The 22235-nt window shown below is 67.1% G+C and carries 18 protein-coding genes; 16 read left to right on the top strand and 2 right to left on the bottom strand.

Going from position 1 to position 22235, the window contains the following annotated elements:
- Nucleotides 1-13: 13 nt before the first annotated feature.
- Nucleotides 14-946 carry a carbohydrate kinase family protein gene (locus ACVOMH_RS02895; RefSeq protein ID WP_054658096.1) on the bottom strand — a complete coding sequence of 311 codons (933 nt, stop codon included), beginning with the start codon at nucleotides 944-946 and terminating at the stop codon, nucleotides 14-16.
- A gap of 277 nt (nucleotides 947-1223) precedes the next feature.
- On the opposite strand from ACVOMH_RS02895, the gene ACVOMH_RS02890 reads away from it, so the two are divergent.
- The 8 genes from ACVOMH_RS02890 (at nucleotide 1224) to ACVOMH_RS02855 (ending at nucleotide 11227) form a co-directional block, all read left to right on the top strand.
- A complete protein-coding gene (locus ACVOMH_RS02890) occupies nucleotides 1224-2270 on the top strand; it encodes a rod shape-determining protein (RefSeq protein ID WP_005419402.1) in 1047 nt (348 codons plus the stop codon).
- A 126-nt stretch (nucleotides 2271-2396) separates the two neighbouring features.
- Nucleotides 2397-3476 (top strand): rod shape-determining protein MreC, encoded by a 1080-nt coding sequence (gene mreC, locus ACVOMH_RS02885; RefSeq protein ID WP_481550986.1) that lies wholly within the window; start codon nucleotides 2397-2399, stop codon nucleotides 3474-3476.
- Nucleotides 3473-3958 carry a rod shape-determining protein MreD gene (gene mreD, locus ACVOMH_RS02880; RefSeq protein ID WP_481550985.1) on the top strand — a complete coding sequence of 162 codons (486 nt, stop codon included), beginning with the start codon at nucleotides 3473-3475 and terminating at the stop codon, nucleotides 3956-3958. The genes mreC and mreD overlap by 4 nt, the downstream gene beginning before the upstream one ends.
- A 2-nt stretch (nucleotides 3959-3960) precedes the next feature.
- Nucleotides 3961-6015, top strand: a complete 2055-nt coding sequence (mrdA, locus tag ACVOMH_RS02875) for a penicillin-binding protein 2 (RefSeq protein ID WP_481550984.1) — start codon at nucleotides 3961-3963, stop codon at nucleotides 6013-6015.
- Entirely contained in the window at nucleotides 6012-7115 is a 1104-nt protein-coding gene (gene rodA, locus ACVOMH_RS02870; protein WP_481550983.1) for a rod shape-determining protein RodA, read from the top strand. The genes mrdA and rodA overlap by 4 nt, the downstream gene beginning before the upstream one ends.
- Before the next feature lie 389 nt (nucleotides 7116-7504).
- Entirely contained in the window at nucleotides 7505-8641 is a 1137-nt protein-coding gene (mltB, locus tag ACVOMH_RS02865) for a lytic murein transglycosylase B (RefSeq protein WP_481550982.1), read from the top strand.
- Entirely contained in the window at nucleotides 8638-9909 is a 1272-nt protein-coding gene (locus tag ACVOMH_RS02860; RefSeq protein ID WP_481550981.1) for a septal ring lytic transglycosylase RlpA family protein, read from the top strand. The genes mltB and ACVOMH_RS02860 overlap by 4 nt, the downstream gene beginning before the upstream one ends.
- Nucleotides 9910-10012: 103 nt before the next feature.
- A complete protein-coding gene (locus ACVOMH_RS02855; protein WP_057505739.1) occupies nucleotides 10013-11227 on the top strand; it encodes a D-alanyl-D-alanine carboxypeptidase family protein in 1215 nt (404 codons plus the stop codon).
- Between the two features lie 65 nt (nucleotides 11228-11292).
- Here the strand turns inward: ACVOMH_RS02855 and ACVOMH_RS02850 are convergent, their stop codons facing one another.
- Nucleotides 11293-12351: a lipid A deacylase LpxR family protein gene (locus ACVOMH_RS02850; RefSeq protein WP_481550980.1), complete on the bottom strand. Its 1059-nt coding sequence runs from the start codon at nucleotides 12349-12351 to the stop codon at nucleotides 11293-11295.
- A gap of 429 nt (nucleotides 12352-12780) precedes the next feature.
- On the opposite strand from ACVOMH_RS02850, the gene ACVOMH_RS02845 reads away from it, so the two are divergent.
- The 8 genes from ACVOMH_RS02845 (at nucleotide 12781) to ACVOMH_RS02810 (ending at nucleotide 22233) form a co-directional block, all read left to right on the top strand.
- The gene (locus ACVOMH_RS02845; protein ID WP_481524031.1) at nucleotides 12781-14466 is read left to right on the top strand and encodes a CsgG/HfaB family protein; all 1686 of its coding nucleotides are present in this window, start codon (nucleotides 12781-12783) and stop codon (nucleotides 14464-14466) included.
- 368 nt (nucleotides 14467-14834) lie between these two features.
- Nucleotides 14835-15812, top strand: coding sequence for a CsgG/HfaB family protein (locus ACVOMH_RS02840; RefSeq protein ID WP_054657866.1), 978 nt, complete (start codon nucleotides 14835-14837; stop codon nucleotides 15810-15812).
- A 114-nt stretch (nucleotides 15813-15926) separates the two neighbouring features.
- Entirely contained in the window at nucleotides 15927-16205 is a 279-nt protein-coding gene (locus tag ACVOMH_RS02835; RefSeq protein ID WP_054657872.1) for a DUF493 family protein, read from the top strand.
- Between the two features lie 26 nt (nucleotides 16206-16231).
- Nucleotides 16232-16894 (top strand): lipoyl(octanoyl) transferase LipB, encoded by a 663-nt coding sequence (gene lipB, locus ACVOMH_RS02830; RefSeq protein ID WP_089153131.1) that lies wholly within the window; start codon nucleotides 16232-16234, stop codon nucleotides 16892-16894.
- A 16-nt stretch (nucleotides 16895-16910) separates the two neighbouring features.
- Nucleotides 16911-17921, top strand: a complete 1011-nt coding sequence (gene lipA / locus ACVOMH_RS02825; protein WP_481550979.1) for a lipoyl synthase — start codon at nucleotides 16911-16913, stop codon at nucleotides 17919-17921.
- A gap of 207 nt (nucleotides 17922-18128) precedes the next feature.
- Nucleotides 18129-20303, top strand: a complete 2175-nt coding sequence (locus ACVOMH_RS02820) for a carboxy terminal-processing peptidase (protein ID WP_481550978.1) — start codon at nucleotides 18129-18131, stop codon at nucleotides 20301-20303.
- A 113-nt stretch (nucleotides 20304-20416) separates the two neighbouring features.
- Nucleotides 20417-20971 carry a DUF2242 domain-containing protein gene (locus tag ACVOMH_RS02815; RefSeq protein ID WP_481550977.1) on the top strand — a complete coding sequence of 185 codons (555 nt, stop codon included), beginning with the start codon at nucleotides 20417-20419 and terminating at the stop codon, nucleotides 20969-20971.
- On the top strand, nucleotides 20968-22233 hold the full coding sequence (locus tag ACVOMH_RS02810) for a hypothetical protein (protein ID WP_481550976.1): 1266 nt from the start codon (nucleotides 20968-20970) through the stop codon (nucleotides 22231-22233). The genes ACVOMH_RS02815 and ACVOMH_RS02810 overlap by 4 nt, the downstream gene beginning before the upstream one ends.
- Nucleotides 22234-22235 lie beyond the last annotated feature (2 nt).

Below are 22235 nucleotides of genomic sequence, written 5' to 3'. Positions count from 1 at the left end.
GGCGCCGTTTTTCCTAGAGGCTGTAGCCGAACTGCTGCTTGAACTGGTCGTTGAACTCGGCGAAATCGAAGCGCTGGTTCTGGGTGCCGGGGTGTTCGACCTTCAGCGCACCCATCAGGTTGCCCATGCGGCCGATGGTCAGCCAGTCATAGCCCTTCTCGATGCCGAAGATCAGGCCGGCACGGAACGCATCGCCGCAGCCGGTCGGGTCGACCACGCGGCGCTCGTGCGCCGGCGGGATGTCGAAGCTCTTTTCCGGGGTGTGGATGATCGCGCCACGCGGGCCCTGGGTGGTGATGTAGGCCTTGACCCGGCTGACGATGTCTTTCTCGTCCCAGCCGGTGCGCTGCTGCAGCAGGTTGGACTCGTAGTCGTTGACCACCACGTAGTCGGCCTGCTCGATGAAGGTGCGCAGCTCCGGACCGTTGAACAGCGGCAGCGCCTGGCCGGGATCGAAGATGAAGGGGATGCCGCATTCCACGAACTCGGCCGCGTTCTGGATCATGCCTTCGCGGCCATCCGGCGCCACGATGCCGAAGCTCACGCCCGGCACGTCGCGCACGTGGTTGTCGTGCGAACGCATCATCGCGCCCGGATGGAAGGCGGTGATCTGGTTGTTGTCGTGGTCGGTGGTGATGAAACACTGCGGGGTGAACATGTCTTCCAGCACCCGCACCTGGCTCAGGTCGATGCCCATGCGCTCGAAGTGCTCGCGGTAGGGGCCGAAGTCTTGGCCCACGGTGCCCATCGGGATCGGGCTGCCGCCCAGCAGCTTCAGGTTGTAGGCGATGTTGCCGGCGCAGCCGCCCAGCTCCCGGCGCATCCGCGGCACCAGGAACGACACGTTCAGGATGTGCACCTTGTCCGGCAGGATGTGGTTCTTGAACTGGTCCGGAAACACCATGATGGTGTCGAAAGCAAGGGAACCACAGATCAGAGCGGACATCGGGAACAGACCTATACGGAAAAGGGGAAATTCCCGCCATGCAGGCGCACGCGGGTCGGCGCGATCGGGGCGCCAAAGTGCGTAAGGGTACCGGCTGCGGCGACGCACGACCAGAACCGCAGATGTCCGCAGGGGCGCCGAATCGGGCCAAAGCCCCGATTCACAATGGATTGTCCTTGCCCGCACCGGGGGGGATTGATAGGCTAGCGGACCTCATTTTCTGCCCATTTTTTCGCCAATCGGCGTGGGCACGACACCCCTCAGGATCACTTCCCAGATGTTCAAGAAGCTGCGTGGCATGTTCTCCAATGACCTGTCCATCGACCTGGGCACGGCCAACACCCTGATCTATGTGCGCGGCCAGGGCATCGTGCTCAACGAGCCGTCGGTCGTGGCGGTGCGTCAGGACCGTGCCATCGGCGGTACCCGCTCGGTGGCTGCCGTCGGCGCCGAAGCCAAGCAGATGCTCGGCCGTACCCCGGGCCATATCACCACCATCCGCCCGATGAAGGATGGCGTCATCGCCGACTTCACCTATACCGAGGCGATGCTCAAGCACTTCATAAAGAAAGTGCACAAATCGCGCGTGCTGCGCCCGAGTCCGCGCGTGCTGGTCTGCGTGCCGGCCGGCTCGACCCAGGTCGAACGTCGCGCCATCAAGGAATCGGCCGAAGAGGCCGGTGCGCGTGATGTGTTCCTGATCGAAGAGCCGATGGCCGCGGCGATCGGTGCCGGCATGCCGGTGACCGAGGCGCGCGGTTCGATGGTCATCGATATCGGTGGCGGCACCACCGAAGTGGCGGTGATCTCGCTCAACGGCATCGTCTATTCGGCCTCGGTGCGTATCGGTGGCGACCGTTTCGACGAGTCGATCACCAATTACGTGCGCCGCAACCACGGCATGCTGATCGGTGAAGCCACCGCCGAGCGCATCAAGGTGGAGCTGGGCTGCGCCTACCCGCAGGCGGAAGTGATCGAGATGGAGATCTCCGGCCGCAACCTCGCCGAGGGCGTGCCGAAGATGATCAAGATCAGCTCCAACGAGGTGCTCGAAGCGCTGCACGAGCCGCTGTCGGGGATTGTCTCGGCGGTCAAGCTGGCGCTGGAGCAGACCCCGCCGGAACTGTGCGCCGACGTGGCCGAGCGCGGCATCGTGCTGACCGGCGGTGGCGCGCTGCTGCGCGACCTGGACCGTCTGATCTCCGAGGAAACCGGTCTGCATGTGCAGGTGGCCGATGATCCGTTGACCTGCGTGGCCCGCGGTGGCGGTCGTGCGCTGGAGCTGGTGGACATGCACGGCAACGAGTTCTTTGCGCCGGAATAAGCCGTTCCGGTCGCGTATCGCGGCCACGCCCGAACGGCGTGAGCGGCCGTCCGCACACGCCCCGTGCAGCCCACCGCCGGGGCGTCGTCGCATCCTTTTTCCGCATTTTTCCAGTCGAAGCCTGACGTGCCGCCCTACGCCGGTCCTCCCGTAGCCTCCCGCCAGGGCGATGCCAGCAGTCCGTTGCGCCTGCTGGCCTATCTGGCGCTGGCCATCACCCTGATCGTGCTCGATGACCAGGGCGGCTGGCTGTCGCGCCTGCGCCAGCAGGCCAACGTGCTGGTGCAGCCGGTGTGGGCGCTGGCCGGCGTACCCGGGCGCGTGGGCGCCTCGGTCCGCGACAATGCCGCCAGCCACAACCAGCTGGTGGCCGAGAACCGCGAACTGCGCAACCAGCTGCTGCTGGCCAATGCGCGGCTGACCCGGCTGCAGACCGCGGCGCTGGACAACGCGCAGCTGCGCGAACTGCTCAATGTGGCCGAACGCAGCGGGCTGGACGTGCAGCTGGCGCCGATCCTGGATATCGACCTGGACCCGGTGAGGCAGCGGCTGGTGCTCGATGCCGGCCGCCGCGAAGGCGTGCATGTGGGCCAGCCGGTGATCGATGCCGGCGGGCTGATGGGCCAGGTGATCGCGGTGACGCCGGCGCATTCGACCGTGCTGCTGCTGACCGATCCGGATCATGCGGTGCCGGTGACTGTGGCCCGCAACGGCGTGCGCCTGATCGCCTACGGGCGCGGCGACACCCTGGAACTGCGCGATATCCCGCTCAGCGCCGGGGTCGAGGTGGGCGATGAGATCGTCACCTCCGGACTCGGCGGGCGGTTCCCGTCCGGTTTCCCGGTGGGCAAGATCATGAAACTGCGGCCCGACGATACCCACGCCTTCCTGGTGGGCGAACTGGAGCCGGCGGCCAAGCTCGATCGCGGCCGTGATGTGCTGCTGCTGCGCTCGGTGCCGACGATTGCGCGACGGTCGGTGACCGATGGTCTGGAGCTGCCGGCCACGAGCGCCGGGCCGGCGCCGGGCCTGTCGCCCGCCACTGTCACCGCGCAATCGGGCGGAGCTGCCGCAAGCTCGGTCGCGCCTGCGCTAAACACGGCCACTGCCGGACCGGCCGTGCCGCCAGCCAGCTCCACGCCCGCGACTGGACAGGCTGCTGATCCTCCCTCTCCGGCGGCCGCGCCGGCGCAGGTGCGCCCATGAGCCGGTTGCGCAACAAGGGTTGGGTGCTGCCGCTGAGTTTCGGGCTGGCGCTGCTGCTGGGGCTGGTGCCCTTGCCGGAGCTGCTGCTGCCGCTGCGGCCTTACTGGCTGGCGCTGGTGCTGGCGTACTGGGTGATCGAAACCCCGGACCGGGTCGGGCTGGGCTTTGCGTTCTGCATCGGGCTGCTGGCCGATCTGATGTTCGGCGGCATTCTGGGCGAGCAGGCGCTGCGGCTGGTGGTGATGGCCTTCATCCTGCAGCGCTTCCGCGCGCGCATCCGGTTCTTCCCGCTGTCGCAGCAGGCCTTGGCCATCGGCGGGTTGCTGCTCAATGACCGGGTCATCGATGCGGCGATCCACCTGCTGGTCGGCGAGCCGCTGTTGCGCTGGAGCTACTGGTGGGCGCCGCTGCTGGGCATGGCGCTGTGGCTGCCGCTGTATGTGGCGCTGGATGCGGTGCGGCTGGGCAAGCGCGGGCGCTGAGCATGTACCGTCGCCGACCGTCCAAGAACCTGCATGCCGAAACCGAGCAGTTCCGGCGGCGCGCGGCGCTGGGCTTTGCCGGGGTGCTGCTGACCCTGGGCTTCCTCGGCGGCTGGTATTTCAAGCTGCAGGTGCTCGATCACGAGATCTACGCCACCCGCTCGGAAGCCAACCGCATCAAGGCGCGGCCGGTGGTGCCGGGACGCGGACTGATCTACGACCGCAACGGCCGCCTGCTGGCCGAGAATGTGCCGGCCTTCCGTCTGGATGTGACCCCGGACAAGGTGCAGGACATGGAGGCCACCCTGGCTGGCCTGCAGAAGATCTTCGCGCTGACCGACGAGGACATCGAACGTTTCCGGCAGTCGCGCAAGGCGCGCCGCAGCTTCATGCCGGTGACCCTGAAACTGCGGGTCAGCGACGAGGAGATGGCGCGTTTCGCGGTGGACCGCTGGCGCTTTCCCGGGGTGGAGCTGGAGCCGTACCTGACCCGGCGCTATCCCTACGGCGACCTGTTCGGCCACATCATCGGTTACGTCGGCCGGGTCGATGACAAGGACCTGGAGGAGCTGGGCGAGGGCAACGCGGCGCTGAGCCATATCGGCAAATCCGGGCTGGAGCGGTTCTACGAAGCGCAGCTGCGCGGCAAGATCGGCTACGAGCAGGTCGAGACCAATGTGCAGGGGCGGGCGATCCGCACCATCGGCCGGGTGCCGGCGCAGTCGGGGACCGACCTGCGGCTGTCCATCGATGCCGACCTGCAGCGGGCGATGGTGGCCGCGTTCGGCGAGCAGGAGGGCTCGGCGGTGGCGATCGATCCGCGTACCGGCGAGATCCTGGCCATGGTCAGCCTGCCCTCGTACGACCCGAACCTGTTCGTCAACGGCATCTCGCATGCCGATTTCAAGCGCCTGAACGAAAATCCCTCGCGCCCGCAGTTCAACCGGCTGGTGCTCGGCGGTGTGGCGCCAGGCTCCACGATCAAGCCGTTTGTCGGTCTGGCCGGGCTGGACAGCGGCGTGCGCCGGCCGGAGGACAAGATCCTCTCGCGCGGCATGTTCTACCTGCCGGGCGTGAGCCGCGGCTGGGGCGATGCCAACCGCGGCGGCCATGGCTGGACGGACCTGCGCAAATCCATCGCGCAGTCGGTCAACACCTATTACTACCAGCTCGGTATCGACCTGGGCATCGAGCGTTTTGACCAGTATCTGGGCAGCTATGGCTTCGGCCAGCACACCGGCATCGATCTGGCCGGCGAGATCGACGGCATCCTGCCCTCGCCGCAGGCCAAGCTCAAGGCGCGCAAGGAGCGCTGGTATCCGGGCGATACGGTCAACGCCAGCATCGGCCAGGGCCTGTGGAAAGTGACGCCGTTGCAGCTGGTACGTGGAATTGGCGGGCTGGCCAGTGGACAACTGCGCCGGCCGCACCTGGTGACCGAACAGCGCGCCGGCTTCGATCACGACTGGGCACCGTTGCCGCAACCGGCAGGCAAGCCGATCACCCCCAACCCAGCCAATCTGCAGGCGGTGCGCGAAGGCATGATGGCCACGATGCAGCCCGGTGGCAGCGGCTGGCGCGTGGCTGCCGGGGCGCAATACCGCATGGCCGGCAAGACCGGTACCGCGCAGGTGGTCAGTCGCAAGGGGACGGCCGCGGTCAATCCCAAGAGCCTGCCGATGCACCTGCGCCATCGCGCGCTGTTTGTCGGCTTCGCCCCGGCCGAAGATCCGGTGATCGCCATTGCCATCGCGGTGGAGGGCGGCGGTTACGGTGGCTCGGCCGCGGCGCCGATCGCGCGCAAGGTGTTTGATGCCTGGCTCCTTGGCGAGATGCCCGAGGGCCTGCAGCCGCTGGATGCCGAGCGCGGCACCGTGGCGCTGGGGGTGACCGGTTTCGATACCGAAGATCCGGCGCTGCTGGCCCGTGGCGAACAGGCCGCGCTGGCACTGGAGGAGCTGCCGGTCCTGGTCGGCGCGCCGGTGGCGCCGCCGTCGCCGCAAACCCCGCCACCGCCGGCGGCGCTTCCGGCACCGGCCACGGGAGAACGTCGATGAGGGATTTCCTGCGCTGGGCGCTGGAGATGGGCCAGCGGCTGACCCGCGGCCTGGACTGGCCGCTGTTGATGGCGCTGCTGGCACTGATGGTGATCGGCCTGGCGGTGCTCGACAGCGCCGGCGGATCGGGGCTGGTGATGGCCCAGGGGGCCCGGTTCGCGGTCGGCCTGCTGGCGATGTGGGCGATCGCGCGGACCTCTATCCTGCGCATCCGCGCCTGGACCCCGGCGATCTATGCGATCTCGATGCTGCCGCTGCTGGCGGTGTTCGTGCTGGGGACCGGCAAGTACGGCCGGCAGTGGTTGAACCTGGGCTTTTTCTACCTGCAGCCGGCCGAACTGCTCAAGGTCAGCCTGCCGATGATGGTGGCCTGGTACCTCAACCGGATGCCGTTGCCGCCCCGCATCCCAGTGGTGCTGGTGGCGGCGGTGATCATCGGCGTACCGACGGGACTGGTGATGCTGCAGCCGGACTTCGGCACCGGGGTGCTGATCGCCGCCAGCGGCGCCTTCGTGCTGCTGCTGGCCGGTCTGCCGTGGTGGTGGGTCGGCGTGGGGGTCGGCGGCGTGGCCGCGGCCGCGCCGGTGGCCTGGTTCTGGCTGCTGATGCCCTACCAGAAGGACCGCATCCTGATGTTCCTGGACCCGGAGAGCGATGCGCTGGGCGCGGGCTGGAACATCATCCAGTCCAAGATCGCCATTGGCTCCGGCGGGCTGACCGGCAAGGGCTGGGGCCTGGGCTCGCAGTCGCACCTGAACTTCATTCCCGAGCAGACCACCGACTTCGCCTTCTCGGTGCTGAGCGAGGAGTTCGGCTGGATCGGCGTGGCCGTGGTGCTGGCGCTGTATCTGTTCGTGATCGGCCGCTGCCTGTGGATCGCGGTGGAATCGCGCGACGGCTACTCGCGGCTGCTGGCCGGGTCCACCGGCCTGGCGTTCTTTGTCTACATCCTGGTCAACGGCGGCATGATCTCCGGATTGTTGCCGGTGGTGGGCGTGCCGATGCCGCTGATCAGCTACGGCGGCACCTCGGCGGTGTCGCTGCTGGCCGGGTTCGGGCTGGTGATGGCGGTGCGCGAGCATCGTCCGGTGCACGGTTGAATGGGCAGGATGTGCAAGCTTTGATCCAGATCAAATACTGGATTTAACTTTCGCTTCACAATAATGACCGTCGCCGGACGCTGTCGCGCCGCGATGGTCGGCAGGTGCTCCGGGCACGTCGACTGGTCGGATCCAAGGGCATGACATGGGGAGATGTCACGCTTCCACGATTGGAGTCCGGCCTGAGCGCCGGTTGTGCCTGCGGGGATGGGGGCGCGGCCGGCGCTTTTTTTTGCGCGGCGGGTGCGGAGGCATTGCCGTATTCAGCTGCGAGGGGACCATTTCCGGTCCTGCAACGGCAATTTCCGCCATCGTTTCCGCGCTTCAATCTGCTTGGGATTCATGGTCTTATTGATGGAAATTCATCTTTGACCTGCTAACCTCGCCTGATGATTCGACGCGCTTTGATCTGCTGCATCACCCTGGGTCTGGTCGCCTGTGCGACCCCGCCGCAGGTCCCCGCTCCTCCCGCCACGCCGGTGGGAACGCCGATCACGCCGGGCACCGGCCCGGCCGAGGCGGTCCCCGAGGCCAAGGCCGATCTGCCGCCGGTGGACCTGACCCCGTTGCCGTTCGAGACCGCCCGCGCCAATTTCATCCGCGACACCGCCGCCCGCTACGGCATCGAGCCGGGCTACATCGAGGCCACACTGGCCCAGGCGCAGGTGCGTCAGCCGATCATCGCGGCGATGTCGCGTCCGGCCGAGCGGGTCAAACCCTGGAACGAATACCGGCCGATGTTCATCAGCCAGGCGCGGATCGACGGTGGCAGGCAGTTCTTCGCCGACCATCGCGACGAGCTGTTGCGGGTGCAGGAACGCACCGGCGTGCCGGCCGAAGTGATCGTGGCGATCATCGGTGTGGAAACCAGCTACGGCAAGAACGCCGGCAACCACCGCGTGCTCGATGCGCTGTACACCCTGGCCTTCAACTACCCGCGCAGCGGCGACCCGGCCAAGCTCGAGCGCGAGGTGCGCCGCGAGCTGTTCTTCCGCGACGAGCTGGCCAAGCTGTTTGAACTGGGCAAGCTGGAACAGCTCGACATCACCGCGCTCAAGGGCAGCTATGCCGGGGCGATGGGCATGGGCCAGTTCATGCCGTCCAGCTATCTGGATTACGCGGTGGACGGCAATGGCGATGGCCGTCGCGACCTGTTCAACAGCTACGACGACGTGTTCTCCTCCATCGCCAACTATTTCGTGAAGAAGGGCGGCTGGATCCGCGGCGGCACGGTGGCGGTACCGGCCACGCTGCAGGCGGGGTTCGCCGAGCTCAACCCGGCCGACTGGACGCCGAGCCTGACCGTGACCGAGCTTGCGGCCCGTGGTTACCGCCCGGTCACGCCGGTGCTGGCGGTCAATGCCAAGGCCACCCCGGTCACCCTGGAAGGCAGTGACGGCAAGCAGTACTGGCTGGGCTTCCAGAACTACTACGCGATCACCCGTTACAACATCTCCAAGATGTACGCGATGGCCGTGTTCCAGCTGTCCCAGGCCATCGCCGGCAAGGAGCTTCCGCCGGCATGAACAGCAAGTGGCTGGTCCCTGCGTTGATCGTGCTCGGGCTGGCCGCCTGCAGCAGCGCGCCGAAGAAATCCGCCGCCGGGGTCAGCGGCTCCAGCGCCCAGCGCCCGGCCACCGTGGTGCAGGGCACAGGCAGCGCGGGCGGCCAGTGCCCGGACGGTTCGCCCTATGCCAAGGCACAGGAAGACCTGTCCACGCGCGGCAACTACATCGCCGGCGGCCTGTACAAGCCCGGGGTCAGCGACAGCACGCCGACCTATGTGCCCAACGTGGCCTGCATTCCCGAGCCGGAGGTGGTCAGCGAGCCGCGCTCGCCGGTGGGCAACAAGTCGCCGTATTCGGTGCTGGGCAAGTCCTACCGGGTGATGGACCGGGTCGATGACTACGTCGAGCAGGGCACCGCCTCCTACTACGGGCAGAAGTTCCACGGCCGCCTGACCTCCAACCGCGAGGTCTACGACATGTACACCTTCAGCGCCGCGCACAAGACCCTGCCGCTGCCCAGCTTCGCCCGCGTGACCAATCTGGACAACGGCGAATCGGTGGTGGTGCGGGTCAATGACCGTGGCCCGTTCCACGAGGGCCGGGTGATCGACCTCAGTTATGCCGCGGCGGTGAAGCTGGGCATCACCCAGCGGGGTACCGGCCGGGTGGAAGTGCGCGCACTGACCCCCGGTGACAACACCGTTGTTTCCGGCGACAGCCGCCGCACCCGCCGCGAGCGCACCGCTGCCGTGGCCAGCGCACCGGCGCGCCGGGCAGCAGCGACCAGCCGCATGGACCAGCTGGTGGAGAAACTGCCGCCCGTCACGCCGGCGCGTCCGGTCGCGGCCAGCGCCGAGCATTTCGATACCTGGATGAAGGACAACGGTGCGCGTGTGGCGACCGGTCGTCCGGCCACCACCACCGCTGCCGGCGACGCGCCGGCGGCGGCCAGGGTGCAGGCGTTGGCGCCGTCGGTTGCCACGGGTGCACCTGCGGCCGCTGCAACGCCGGTCGTTCCGGCACCGGACAAGGCCGATGCTGCCACCCGCGCGCTGGGCACTATCCTGCTGCAGGTGGCCAGTTTCTCCAGCCGCGACAACGCCGCCCGTGCGCTGGGCCAGCTGTCCTCGGCCGGAATCGCCGGTGCCAGCCTGAGCGATATCGTCAGTGGCGGCCGGACCCTGTGGCGCCTGCGCGTGCCGGCCCGCGACCATGACAGCGCGGCCGAGCTGGCCGGGCGTATCGCCGGACTGGGTTTCGGCCGGCCGCAGCTGGTCCGCGATTGAGCCGGGCCATTAACCCCGGCCATATGCCGGTGCCGCAGCCGCAGTGCCAGCGCCCTACAATGGCCCCCCGCTTTTTTCCTCGTCCATCAGGAACCGTTTTCCGATGAAATTCCGTTTCGCCGCCGCTGCACTGGCCACGACGCTCGCTGTCGGTCTGGCCTCCGCCCAGACCCCCACGCCCATGCCGGCACCGGCACCTGCCGCTGCGGCCGCCCCGGTGCAGGTGGCCACGCCGCCGGCGCCCGTGCCAACCACCGCCAGTGCCTGGGTGCTGATGGACTACGCCACCGGGCAGGTGCTGGCCGGCGAGAACATCCACACCCCGCTGCCGCCGGCCAGCATCACCAAGGTGATGACGTCCTATGTGCTTGCCGCGGAAATGAAGAACGGCAAGATCAAGCCCGACGACCAGGTGATGATGAGCGAGCGCGCCTGGCGTGAAGGCGGTGCCGGCACCGATGGCAGCTACAGCGGCTTCCCGGTCAACCAGACCGCACGTCTGGAAGACATGGAAAAAGGCATGGCCGTCCAGTCCGGCAACGACGCGGCGATCGCGCTGGCCGAACACGCCGCCGGCAGCCAGGAAGCCTTCGCCGCGCTGATGAACAGCTACGCCGCCAAGATCGGCATGAAGGATTCGCACTTCGTCAATGCCCACGGCCTCACCGCCGAAGGCCACCAGTCCAGCGCCTACGATCTGGCGCTGCTGGGCCGCGCGTTCGTGCGCGACTATCCGGAAACCTACGCCTACAACAAGATCAAGGAATTCACCGTAGGCAAGATCACCCAGCCCAACCGCAACCTGCTGCTGTGGCGCGATGCCAGCGTGGACGGCATCAAGACCGGCCACACCTCGGCGGCCGGTTATTGCCTGCTGAGCTCGGCCCAGCGCGGCGACCAGCGGCTGATCGCGGTGGTGCTGGGCGGCGCCTCGGAAAAACAGCGCGCCGATGACAGCCTGGCGCTGCTGAACTGGGGTTTCCGCTTCTTCGAGACCCACCGGCTGTACGAGCCGGGCAAGGCGGTGACCGCGCAGCATGTGTGGAAGGGCAAGGCCGATGAAGTGCAGCTGGGCGTGGCCCAGCCGATGCTGGTGAGCGTGCCGCGTGGCCGCTACAACGATCTGAAGCCGTCGATGGATGTGCCCAAGCAGCTGGTGGCGCCGATCGCCGCCGGTCAGCAGATCGGCACGGTCAAGGTCTCGCTGGACGGCAAGGTGGTGGCCGAAGCGCCGCTGGTGGCGGTGCAGGCGGTGGAGGAGGGTGGCTTCTTCAAGCGCCTGTGGGACGCCTTCATGATGTGGTGGAAGTCCGAGTAAGGACCCGCCACACCGCAGCGAAAAGCCGGCGCCCGCGCCGGCTTTTTGTTTTCCGCAGTGGCCCGCTACAGGGTTCGGCTGACAGTGAAGCTGCCGAACACCGGTGTCTGCCGCTGGCCTTCAAATTCGCGGCTGCGGTGGTAGCGCGCCAGTGCGAACTTCCACTTGCCGCGCATCACCGCCAGCCCGTAGCCGAGTTCCCCGACCAGCGGGCGCTTGTCCACGCGATGGCTGCGGCGGAAGGTGTTGCCGTCCAGGGTGATGTCGCGCAGCACCCAGCGTGCATCGGCGGTCATGAACAGGTGGCCGGACCAGCCCTCGGCACGGCCGCGACGGGTGGGGGCGGTGTTCTCGCCGGCCGGGCGCAGCGGCGAGCTGCCGAAGTCGTCGGGCAGTTTCCAGCCGAAGCGGATCTCGCCGCCGCCATTGGCATAGGTGGCCAGGTTGCCCAGGGCGCCGCCCCCGTGGCTGATCACATCCCAGCCCCAGCCGTGCGCCTCGCCTTCGGCCGGCCAGCGCTGCAGGCGTTCGTGCAGCAGCTTGAACACCGGTTCGTCCTGCAGCTGGTGTCCCCAGCCCCTGAACTTTTCGTCGCCGAGCAGGCCGTGTACGCCGTCCTGCACCTGTTTGCCCTGTGCCGACGGACCGACCATGCCCAGGGCCAGCTGGGTGGTGCGCAGGTGGTTCCGGTGACGGGCATTGAAGCCGAAGGTGGTCAACAGCACCGCAGCATACGGACGGTCATCGCCGATCAGGTCGCTGCGGGTGTGATCGGTCGGGGTGAACAGGCCCTGGCCGACACTGAAGATCATGTTCTGCTGCTCGAACCGGCCCGGATACAGGTGCTCCAGATACTGGTTCACCCAGCGCGCCGGCCGTGGCAGGCAGGGGTCGTCGGTGTAATCGCGCAGGTTGGGCGAGACCAGCGTCAGCAGCGCGCCATTGGTATAGCCCTGGTCCTGCTGGGCGCCGCCGAACAGGTCGTTGTCCACGCGGAAGTTGAGCGCCGGCGGCTGTTCAAGCAATGTGCTGGCGGTGCAGGTGGCGGCCGTCACCCCTCCGGCCGGGGCGACAAGCCCGAACGCCACGCCCCATGCCAGGCGGGCTCCTGTGCTGGCTTTCATTCAATCGGCTTTGCGGGAAAAGGGAGTGGCAGCGTAGTGCCGCGATCAGGCCCGCCCTATCCCGCTGGGTGGATCAGAGCGTTGCAGCGCCCCCGTTGCGCCGCAACGCCCGGTGGCGCGGGCGCTCCGGCGCCCGGCGCGCGTCGCTTCAACGGGCGGGAACCTGTGTTCCATTTCGCGGCGGGAGCGCGGGATATTGCGCAAATCAAGACGCCGGGGTGCCGCGCCTGAAACGTGAGAGCCCGTGGTGCCGGACTTTCGTGGGAGCAGGCGGCGCGGGATCGGTCTATTCGTATTCAGTAATGTATATTTCAGATGAAGTAATTTCTGCCGAAGCAGGGACCTGCATGCCCTGTGAGGGAGTGCGGGCATCACTTTCACACGCGATACAACCAGGCCGGCATGCAGGCGACGGCCACAGGGGAAAACATGAAAAAGTATTCTGCAGCGCCGGTTCTGGGTGCAGCACTGGCGTTGGCTCTGTTCGCACCGGCCGCCCAGGCGCTGGATTTCAAAATGAGTCTCCGCGGCGGTCTGAAGTGCAAGAAGCCTGAAGGCACGATCCGTATCGTCGAACCTGATGACGGGCAGGCGCTGTGGGCCAGCCATGGCCTGCCGGCGCCGACGCGCATGCTGCGGGTGATGGTGACCGATTCCAATTGCTTCACGATCCTGGACCGTGGCGTGGGTTTTGCCGCCGCGCAGGCCGAGCGTGAACTGGTGGCCGGCGGTCATATCCAGGAAGGCGCGAATCTGGGCGGAGGGCAGATGCTGGCCGCCGACTTCATTCTGATTCCCGATCTGGTCTCGCAAAATCCCAACGCCGGCGGTTCCAACGTCGGTGGCGGTGCCGGTACCGACAAAAAACGCGGCCTGATCGGTGGCCTGGCCAACGTGGCCACGCTCGGCGTGGCGGGCAAGATCGCCGGCGGCATGAGCTCGCGCAAGCAGACCGCCGAGGTGATCTTGACCATCACCGATTCGCGCACCGCCGAACTGCTGGGTACCGCCTCCGGCGAGGCCAAGCTGACCGACCGTGACTGGAACCTGATGGCCTCGGCCTCGGCCAAGGGAATCAATGGCGGAATTTCGGCCGGTGCCTACGAGAACACCGAGTTCGGCAAGGTGATCAAGGAAGCCTATGGCGAAGCGTTCCAGGCGCTGCTTGAGCGGGTGGAGAAGGTCGATTTCGCCGCCCGGGTGAGGTCGGCGCCCACTGCCACCTCCAAGCCGCAGCTGGCCAGTGCCGCCACCACCTCCTATCCGGCTGGTGGCAATCCGACCGCGACGGCCTCGGCGATGCCGGCCAGTGCAATCGCCGCGCAGCAGGCCTTGCAGATCCAGCAGATGCAGTTGCAGATGCAGCAGATGCAGGCGGCCCAGCATCTGGCACAGCAGCAGATGCCGATGGTGCCGCCGCCGGTAGCGGTGCTCCCGGTACAGCCTTCGCCCTATGACCAGCAGGGTTATGCGGCAGCGCAGGCCGGTGCCGCGCCGTTGGCAGGCCAGACGGCCGGCGCCATGCAGCAGGGCGCCGGTGCCATTGTCGGTGGATTGGCGCAGGCGGCGGTACAGCAGCTGGTGCCGGAGCAGATGCAGGCCGGTGCCTCGCAGCTGGCCGGTGCGGCGCAGTTGGCAGGCCAGGTGGTCGGCGGCATGCAGCAGGGTGCCGGTACCGGTGCCATTGTCGGCGGATTGGCACAGGCGGCGGTGCAGCAGCTGGTGCCGGCACAGATGCAGGCCGGCGCTTCGCAGCTGGCCGGTGCGGCGCAACTGGCCGGGCAGGTGGTCAATGGCATACAGCAGGGGGGGGTCGCCGGTGCGGTGGCCAGCGGGTTGACGGCGGCGGCCCAGCAGTACGCCCCCCAGGTGGTTGCTTCGCAGCAGCAGGCCGCCGCGGCGCTGCGCCGGGTACTGGTACTCAATGAGCCGGTCAACCTGATGCAGGACCATTCCGGGCGCGGTGCGGTACTGCGGACGCTGCAGCCGGGCATGAGCCTGATCCTGACTGGCGGTACCCAGGGCGCGATGCTGGAAGCGCACGACCAGACCGGTGTGTACGGCTGGGTGCCGGCCACTACGCGTGGCACGGTACAGCCTTCGCACAACCAGTAATGAAACGATCCGGGAACCGGTCGCGGCGGCTGATCGTCGCGCTGCGGATTCCCGGAACCACCGGCCGCCTCACCCATGTCGTGGCATGGCTGGATCGGCCAGTCTATCCGGCACCGGCCCGGGCAGCCGCTCCACCGGCGCATGCCGGTGGCACGGTGGCCTGTCGTCCGTCAGCACGGCGGCGTTCAGTGACGCGGTTCCCTGAATGTCCGCTTGCTGGATGGAATCTGAAAAAGCGCTGGGTTACGATCCGGGCGGACCTGCGGCACTTGCCTGATCCCGTATCAGCAAGGAACAGGATGTTGTTGCAAGGTTTCTAAACCAAAGGAACGCACCTCGAAAGGTGCAGGTAACGGGGAATCACGTAGATGCGTAATGTTTTTTCGCCGCTGGTTGCAGCGGCTCTCACGGCGGGTATTGCCGCCGCTCTCACCAGCCAGCCGGCTGACGCCGCCTTCAAGCAGAAGGGCACCCAGGCGCAGGAACAGCGCAAGGCTGCCGCCGCCCAGATTCCCACCTGCCCGCGCCCGATCGGCACCTTGTCGGTGATCGAGCCGGAGGACGCCACCCACTGGTGGACCGGCCAGCAGCTGCCTGCGCCGTCGCGACTGATCAAAGCCTTCGTCAACCGTTCGCGTTGTTTCACCCTCGTGGACCGTGGCGCGGGCATGGCTGCCGGGCAGTTCGAGCGCGAGCTGGCTGCCAGCGGCGACCTGCGCGGCCGTTCCAACGTCGGCAAGGGCCAGGTCCGTGCCGCCGATTACGTGATGATCCCGGACCTGATCTCGCAGAACACCAATGCCGGCGGCAACGCCATCGGTGGCCTGCTGGGCGGGCTGATCGGTGGCAAGGCCGGTGCGATCGTCGGCGGCCTGAATTTCACCAGCAAGACCGCCGATGTGGTGCTGACCGTCACCGACGTGCGCTCCTCCGAGCAGGTGGCGATCGCCGAAGGTTCCGCACGCAAGAGTGACATGGGCTTCGGCGCCAGCGGCGGCCTGTTCGGTGGTGGCGGCCTGGGAGCGGCGGGGGTGGGCGGTTACGCCAACACCGAGATCGGCCAGGTGATCACCATGGCCTACCTGCAGGCCTACACGGACATCATCGCCCAGCTGGGTGGTCTGCCGGACAATGCTTCGGCGGCCGGTGCGCAGCAGGCGGTGACGGTCACCCGCGCCGGCCGGTTGCTGGCCAATGCCAAGGGCACCGGCGCGGCGGTGCGCTCGCTGGAGCCGGGCATGATGCTGTACCCCACCGGGGTGAAAGAAGGCGTCATGTGGGAAGTGGAGGATGAAATGGGCAACAAGGGCTGGGTGTCTTCCACCATGCTGGAACTGTCCAGGTAAGCGTCTGAAGCTGTACACAGCGAAGGGCCGCGCAAGCGGCCCTTCGCATTCAGGGGCGATGGCGGACTGCAGCCGGCCTTGGGTTTGACCGCCGGCGCCCCGATAATGGCGGGCATGGAAATCAAATCCGACAACCCTGAACACGGCTTCCAGTTCCCCGGCACCTTTGAGCTCAGTGCCATGGGCACGGCCGATACCGGTCTGGAGACCGAGCTGCCGCGGCTGCTGCAGCAACACGGCGTCGAGGTGCTCAGCGAGCGCATCAGCTGGAAGCATTCCTCCAACGGCAAGTATGTATCCGTGCGCATCAGCTTCAAGGCCGAAAGCCGCGAGCAGTACGATGCCGCGCATGAAGCGCTGCGTAACCACCCGGAAGTGAAGTGGACGCTGTAAACAGCGGCACCGGGCCGGCGGCTCGCGTGGCGGCGCGGACGGCCACGCTGCGTGATCTGGGCCGGCAGGGCTATGAGCCGGTCTGGCATGCGATGCAGCGCTTCACCGACGCCCGCGACGACAGCACCACCGACGAGCTGTGGCTGGTCGAGCATGATCCGGTGTTCACCCTGGGCCAGGCCGGCAAGGACGAGCACGTGCTGGCGCCAGGTGATATCCCGGTGCTGCATGTCGATCGGGGCGGTCAGGTGACCTATCACGGCCCCGGCCAGATCGTGGTCTACCCGCTGCTGGACTTGCGCCGGCTGGGTATCGGGGTGCGCGATTACGTGTGCCGCATCGAGCAGGCCATCATCGACACGCTGGATGAATGGAATATCGGTGCCGAACGCCTGGACGGTGCGCCCGGCGTGTATGTGGGCGGCGCCAAGGTGGCCGCGCTCGGCATCCGTGTGCGCCGTGGCTGCAGCTTCCACGGGCTGGCGCTGAATGTCGCGCTGGATCTGGAGCCGTTCCACCGCATCAATCCCTGTGGTTACGCCGGGATGCAGGTGACCTCGGTGCTAGACTTGGGCGGTCCGTCCGGGATCGATCCGGTCAAGCCGGTGCTGCTGTCCCATCTGGCCCAGCAGTTCGGTCTTGAGCTGCGGCCTACTCCCGAACTGCCCGATCTGAACTTCGCGGCCTGAGGCCGCCGGTACCGCCATGACTGAATCCACTCCGCGCTCCATTCCCCTGCAGGTCGTGCAGGCCGACACTCCGTCCGCGCCGTTGCAAACGGGCGTCAAGCAGCTCGGTAGCGACAAGATCGGCCGCTCGCCGGTGCAGTTCGCCGATGCGCCGGTGCTGCGCAAGCCTTCCTGGATCCGCGTGCGCATTCCGTCGGGCAATGCCGTGGCCAACCTCAAGGCCAAGCTGCGCGAGAACCGTCTGGTGACGGTGTGCGAGGAAGCCAGCTGCCCGAACATCCACGAATGCTTCGGCCATGGCACCGCGACCTTCATGATCCTGGGCGAAGTCTGTACCCGCCGCTGCTCGTTCTGCGATGTGGCCCATGGCCGGCCCAAGCCGCCGGACGCCAGCGAACCGGCCAGCCTGGGCCAGACCGTGGCCGACATGGGCCTGAAGTACGTGGTGGTGACCAGTGTCGACCGCGACGACCTGCGCGACGGCGGTGCCCAGCACTTCGTCGACTGCATCAGTGCGATCCGCGCCAAGTCGCCGGGCACCCGTATCGAGGTGCTGACTCCGGACTTCCGTGGCAAGGGCCGGATGGAGCGCGCGCTGGAAATCCTGGCGCAGAACCCGCCGGACGTGTTCAACCACAACATCGAGACCGTGCCGGACCTGTATCGCAACGTGCGTCCGGGTGCGGATTACCAGTGGTCGCTGACCCTGCTGAAGAACTTCAAGGCACAGCACCCGGATGTGCCGACCAAGTCCGGCATCATGCTCGGCCTGGGCGAGACCCTGGAGCAGGTGCAGGCCACGATGCGCGACTTGCGCGCGCACGACGTGGAGATGATCACCATCGGCCAGTACCTGCAGCCGACCGCGCATCACCACCCGGTGCTGCGTTACTGGACGCCGGAGGAATACAAGGCGTTCGAGGACTACGGCTACGAACTGGGCTTCACCCACGTCGCCTCCGGCCCGATGGTGCGTTCGTCCTACCACGCCGACCAGCAGGCGGCCGGGGCGGGCGTCGGCGTCTGATCGCCTCGCCATGATCCCGCGACGGCGGCATGCCGTCTGCGGGATCGCCGTGCCTGTGCCATGCATGCCGGTACGGTTCACATTCTGCTACCGGGCAGCGGCTAGTCTGATCCGACGCAGGGTGACAAGTGCAGAAACTTTCGGCACTGTCCGGGTGTCCGAACTGCGCGCAGTCTCCCCCTACCGTCTGGTGTCACGAGTATCTAGATGAACTATCGAGTCCCCGCCTTTTTGCTGGCCTTGGCGCTGACGGCGCCGGCCGCGTTGCTGGCGCGTGCCGACACGCCGGCACTGCCCTCCACGGCGACCGTCGATCAGGCGACCACCTCCAAGCTGGTGTACGGACTGCTCTCGGACAGCCGCTACGCCTATCGCCCGCGTCCGCTGGATGCGGCGACCTCGCAGGACGTGTTCAAGCGTTATCTGGAATCGCTGGACGGGGGCAAGCAGTTTTTCACCCGTGAGGACGTGGAGCGCTTTGCGCCATTGGCTGCCAATACGGGAACGGCGATCCGCAGCGGTGAGCTCGACCCGGCCTTCCAGGTGTTCGCGGTGTACCGCCAGCGGGTGGCCGATCGCGTGGCCTATGCTCGCGGGCTGCTCAAGCGCGAGCCGGATTTCACACTGGAAGAGCGCTTTGAATACGACCGCAAGGACGTGCCCTGGAGCACCTCGGCGGAGCTGGACGAGCTGTGGCGCAAGTCGGTCAAGAACGACTGGCTGCGGCTGAAGCTGGCCGGCAAGTCGGCCGCCGATATCCGCAAGACTCTGGACAAGCGTTACGCCACGCTGCTCAAGGGCATCAACGAGTCGAAGAACGAGGACGTGTTCTCGCTCTACCTCAACGCCTACACCCGCGCGGTGGACCCGCATACCGATTACTTCACCCCGCGCACTGCGGAGAACTTCAACCAGGCCATGTCGCTGTCGCTGGAAGGCATCGGCGCGCAGCTGCAGCGTCAGGACGATGTGGTGGTGATCCGCGAAGTGGTGCCCGGTGGCCCGGTGGCGATGGATGGCACGCTCAAGCCCGGTGACCGCATCGTCGGCGTGGGCCAGGGCAAGTCCGGCCCGCTGGAAGATGTGATCGGCTGGCGCATCGACGACGTGGTGGCCAAGATCCGCGGTGCCAAGGACACCCAGGTACGGCTGGAATACATTCCCGCCGCCGAGGGACTGGATGGCAAGCACCGCATGGTGACGCTGACCCGGCAGAAGATCCGCCTGTCCGAACAGGCCGCCAAGGGCGAGACGATGACCATTCCGGGCGCTGCCGACGAGCCGGAGCGTCGCATCGGCATCGTCAAGCTGCCCACGTTCTACCAGGACTTCGAAGGCCGCCGTCGCAACGCGACCGATTACGCCTCGGCCACCCGCGACGTGGCCAAGCTGCTGGCCGGTTTCAAGGCCGACAAGCTCGATGGCGTGGTGCTGGACCTGCGCAACAACGGCGGGGGTTCGCTGGATGAGGCGATCGAACTGACCGGTCTGTTCATCGAACAGGGCCCGGTGGTGCAGGTGCGCGAATCCGGCGGCCGCGTCACTGTCAACAGCGACCGCAACCCGGCGGTGGCCTGGGACGGCCCGCTGGCGGTGCTGATCAACCGTGGCTCGGCCTCGGCCTCGGAGATTTTCGCCGGTGCCATCCAGGATTACGGCCGCGGTCTGGTGATCGGTGAGACCACCTTCGGCAAGGGCACCGTGCAGAACGTGGTGCCGCTGGACCGTTGGCCGGCCAGCGAGAAAGAGCGCTTCGGCCAGGTCAAGCTGACCATCGCCCAGTTCTTCCGTGTCAGCGGCTCTTCCACCCAGCACAAGGGTGTGGTGCCGGACCTGGCGTTCCCGGCCAGTGTCGATGCCAGCGAATTCGGCGAGAGCACCTACGACAACGCGCTGCCTTGGACCCGCATCGCCGCGGTGCCGCACACCCAGTACGGCAATTTCGCGCCGATCCTGCCGCGGCTGGAAACCCGCCATGCCGAACGCGTGCGTAGCGACCGCGAGTTCCAGTGGTGGGAAGAGGATGTGCAGCAGTTCCGCACCGAGGCCGCCAAGAAGTACATCTCGCTCAACGAGGCCGAGCGCCGCGCCGAGCGGGAAAAGCAGGATGCCCAGCGCAAGCAGCGCCAGCAGATCCGCAAGGATTTGGGCCTGCCGCTGGATCCGCTGGCCGAGGACAGCACCGATGACGGTCTGACCGGCAACGAGCGCGACATCGTCAAGGATGCCGAGCGCGAGAAGGCTGCCGAGAAGCGCCCGGATCCGTTGCTGAGGGAGTCGGCCGCGATCCTGGCCGACGCCCTGAATCTGCTGGAAAAGGACCGTCCGCTGTCGGCGCAGGTGCTGCCGCAGTCCAGTGGCCCCGGACGCTGGGCCGACTGATCTTCCTGTGTGCCGGGCGCAGTGCCAGTACCGGTGCGCTGTGAATGACGCCGTCAACGTCCCGCGACGTTGGCGGCGTTATGCTGAGTGCCTTCGGTAAACGAGGAGCGCCCATGCCTGGCTGCCGGTTGCACCTGCTGGTAGGAACCGTCTTGCTGGCGCTTGCCGCATGTGGCGGCAAGGTTGCCGACAGCACGGTGCTGCGCGAGTCGTTCGATTCGGGTGACACCTATTCGCGCAATCTCGAGGTGGCGCCGGCCCAGGCCTGCGAGGCTGCTCGTCGCGCGCTGCTCAGCCAGGGTTATGCGGTCACCCGCGCCGATGCGGGCGGTGTCGAAGGCAGCAAGAATTTCCAGCCCAAGGACGAAGTGCACGAGCAGCTGTTGCTGCGGGTTTCGTGCGTGGGCCGCGCCGATGGCCGCGCGCAGGTGTTCGCCAGTGCGGTGCAGGAGCGCTATGCGCTGAAGAAATCACCGACCTCGGCCAGCGTCGGTGTCGGTGCGCTGGGTTCGGTGTCCGTGCCGTTTGGCAGCAATGACGATTCGCTGGTGCGCGTGGCCAGCCGCACCGTGCAGGATGCGCTGTTCTATCGCAATTTCTTCGGCCGCCTGCAGCAGTATGTGGAGGAGGTGGCCGCGCCACAGATACCCGACGGAGCGGCCCGGTGAGCCCTCACCGCGGCCGGGCATGGCAGGCCGCGGCGTGCGGATTGGTGTTGTGCGCGGTGTCTGGCTGGCCGCTCGCCGCACAGGCGCGTGCCGGTTGCGGCATTGCGCTGCTGCAGGAGCTGGGCTGGCGGATCACGCCGACGTCCGGAGCGGAGCCGCAGGTGCTGGCTGGCCGACCGTGCGAGCGGGGATCGGTGATGGAGGCACAGCGCCTGGGCGATCTGCAGGTACATATTCCCGCCCGCTACAGTGCCAGCCAGCGCGAGCAGTTCGCCGCGGGATTGCTGCAGAGCCCCCCCAGCGTCTGCGCCTATGCGTTCCGGCTCGGTGATGCGGCACGCACCGCCACGACACGGCTGCAGGCCAATGCGAACTACCGCTTTTCCGCATTGCAGCTGGGCTGGATCGGCTTCGGGGTGGGCGGCGCGCGGGCGCAGGGGTGGCAGCGCTTCCGCAGCTTCGGCCGGGGATATGCACCCGTGGCCGGCAATGCGCGGGCGATGGATGCCTTCTACACCGGCAGTGTGCGTTCCGAATGCGGAGTCGGGCGGCAGATCGCCCAGCTGGCCACCCAGCGCGAGTTGTATGGCGATGTATTGTTCGACCGCGAGTTCACGGCCGCGGAGCTTTCGATCGGCACGTTCCTGACTTTGCACGATACGCAGAGCATCCTGCTCGGCAGCAGCGCCGGCGAGCTGTTCGCCGATGGCAAGGCGGTGCGCACCTCGGCACGGGGGCGCCAGGCGTTCATGGCGGTGCCGGGTTTCATCGAGCATGTGTTCGAGCGCAGGTTTCTGGATGACATCAACAACCAGGCCGAGAACTTCATCATCACCGATCTCAGTGCAGCGGCCGCACAGGCGCTGGCGCGGCACGGCGGATTGGCCCACTACGACCGCGTCAACCGGCAGATATGGCAGCTTTCACAACAGATGCCGGGAAGTGGGTGGCGTCGTTTTGAACGTCTGTTGCATGAGCGCGATCCGGCACTGCGCGCCGCGCTGCCGCCGGAACAACAGGCGGTGCTGGCCCGGATCGATGCGCTGCTGGCCGATCCGGTGTACCGGGAGTTGCTGATTTACGTACATCCCAAAGGCGTCAAGCCGCTTGGCTACCATATCGTGCGCCTGCTGGATCGCAATCCACGTACACCTTTCAGCATCGATCTGGCATTGCACAATGTGCATTCCACGCTCTATCAGCGCTGGATCGGCGCCCGGCTGCGCGAGTGCGGCAATGAAATGTCTTTCAGCACAAGATGAGG

It is taken from the genome of Stenotrophomonas sp. STEN013 (assembly GCF_056760355.1).
The sequence above is the reverse complement of the archived record's forward strand: the minus strand, read 5'-3'. Positions and strand labels throughout refer to the sequence as shown.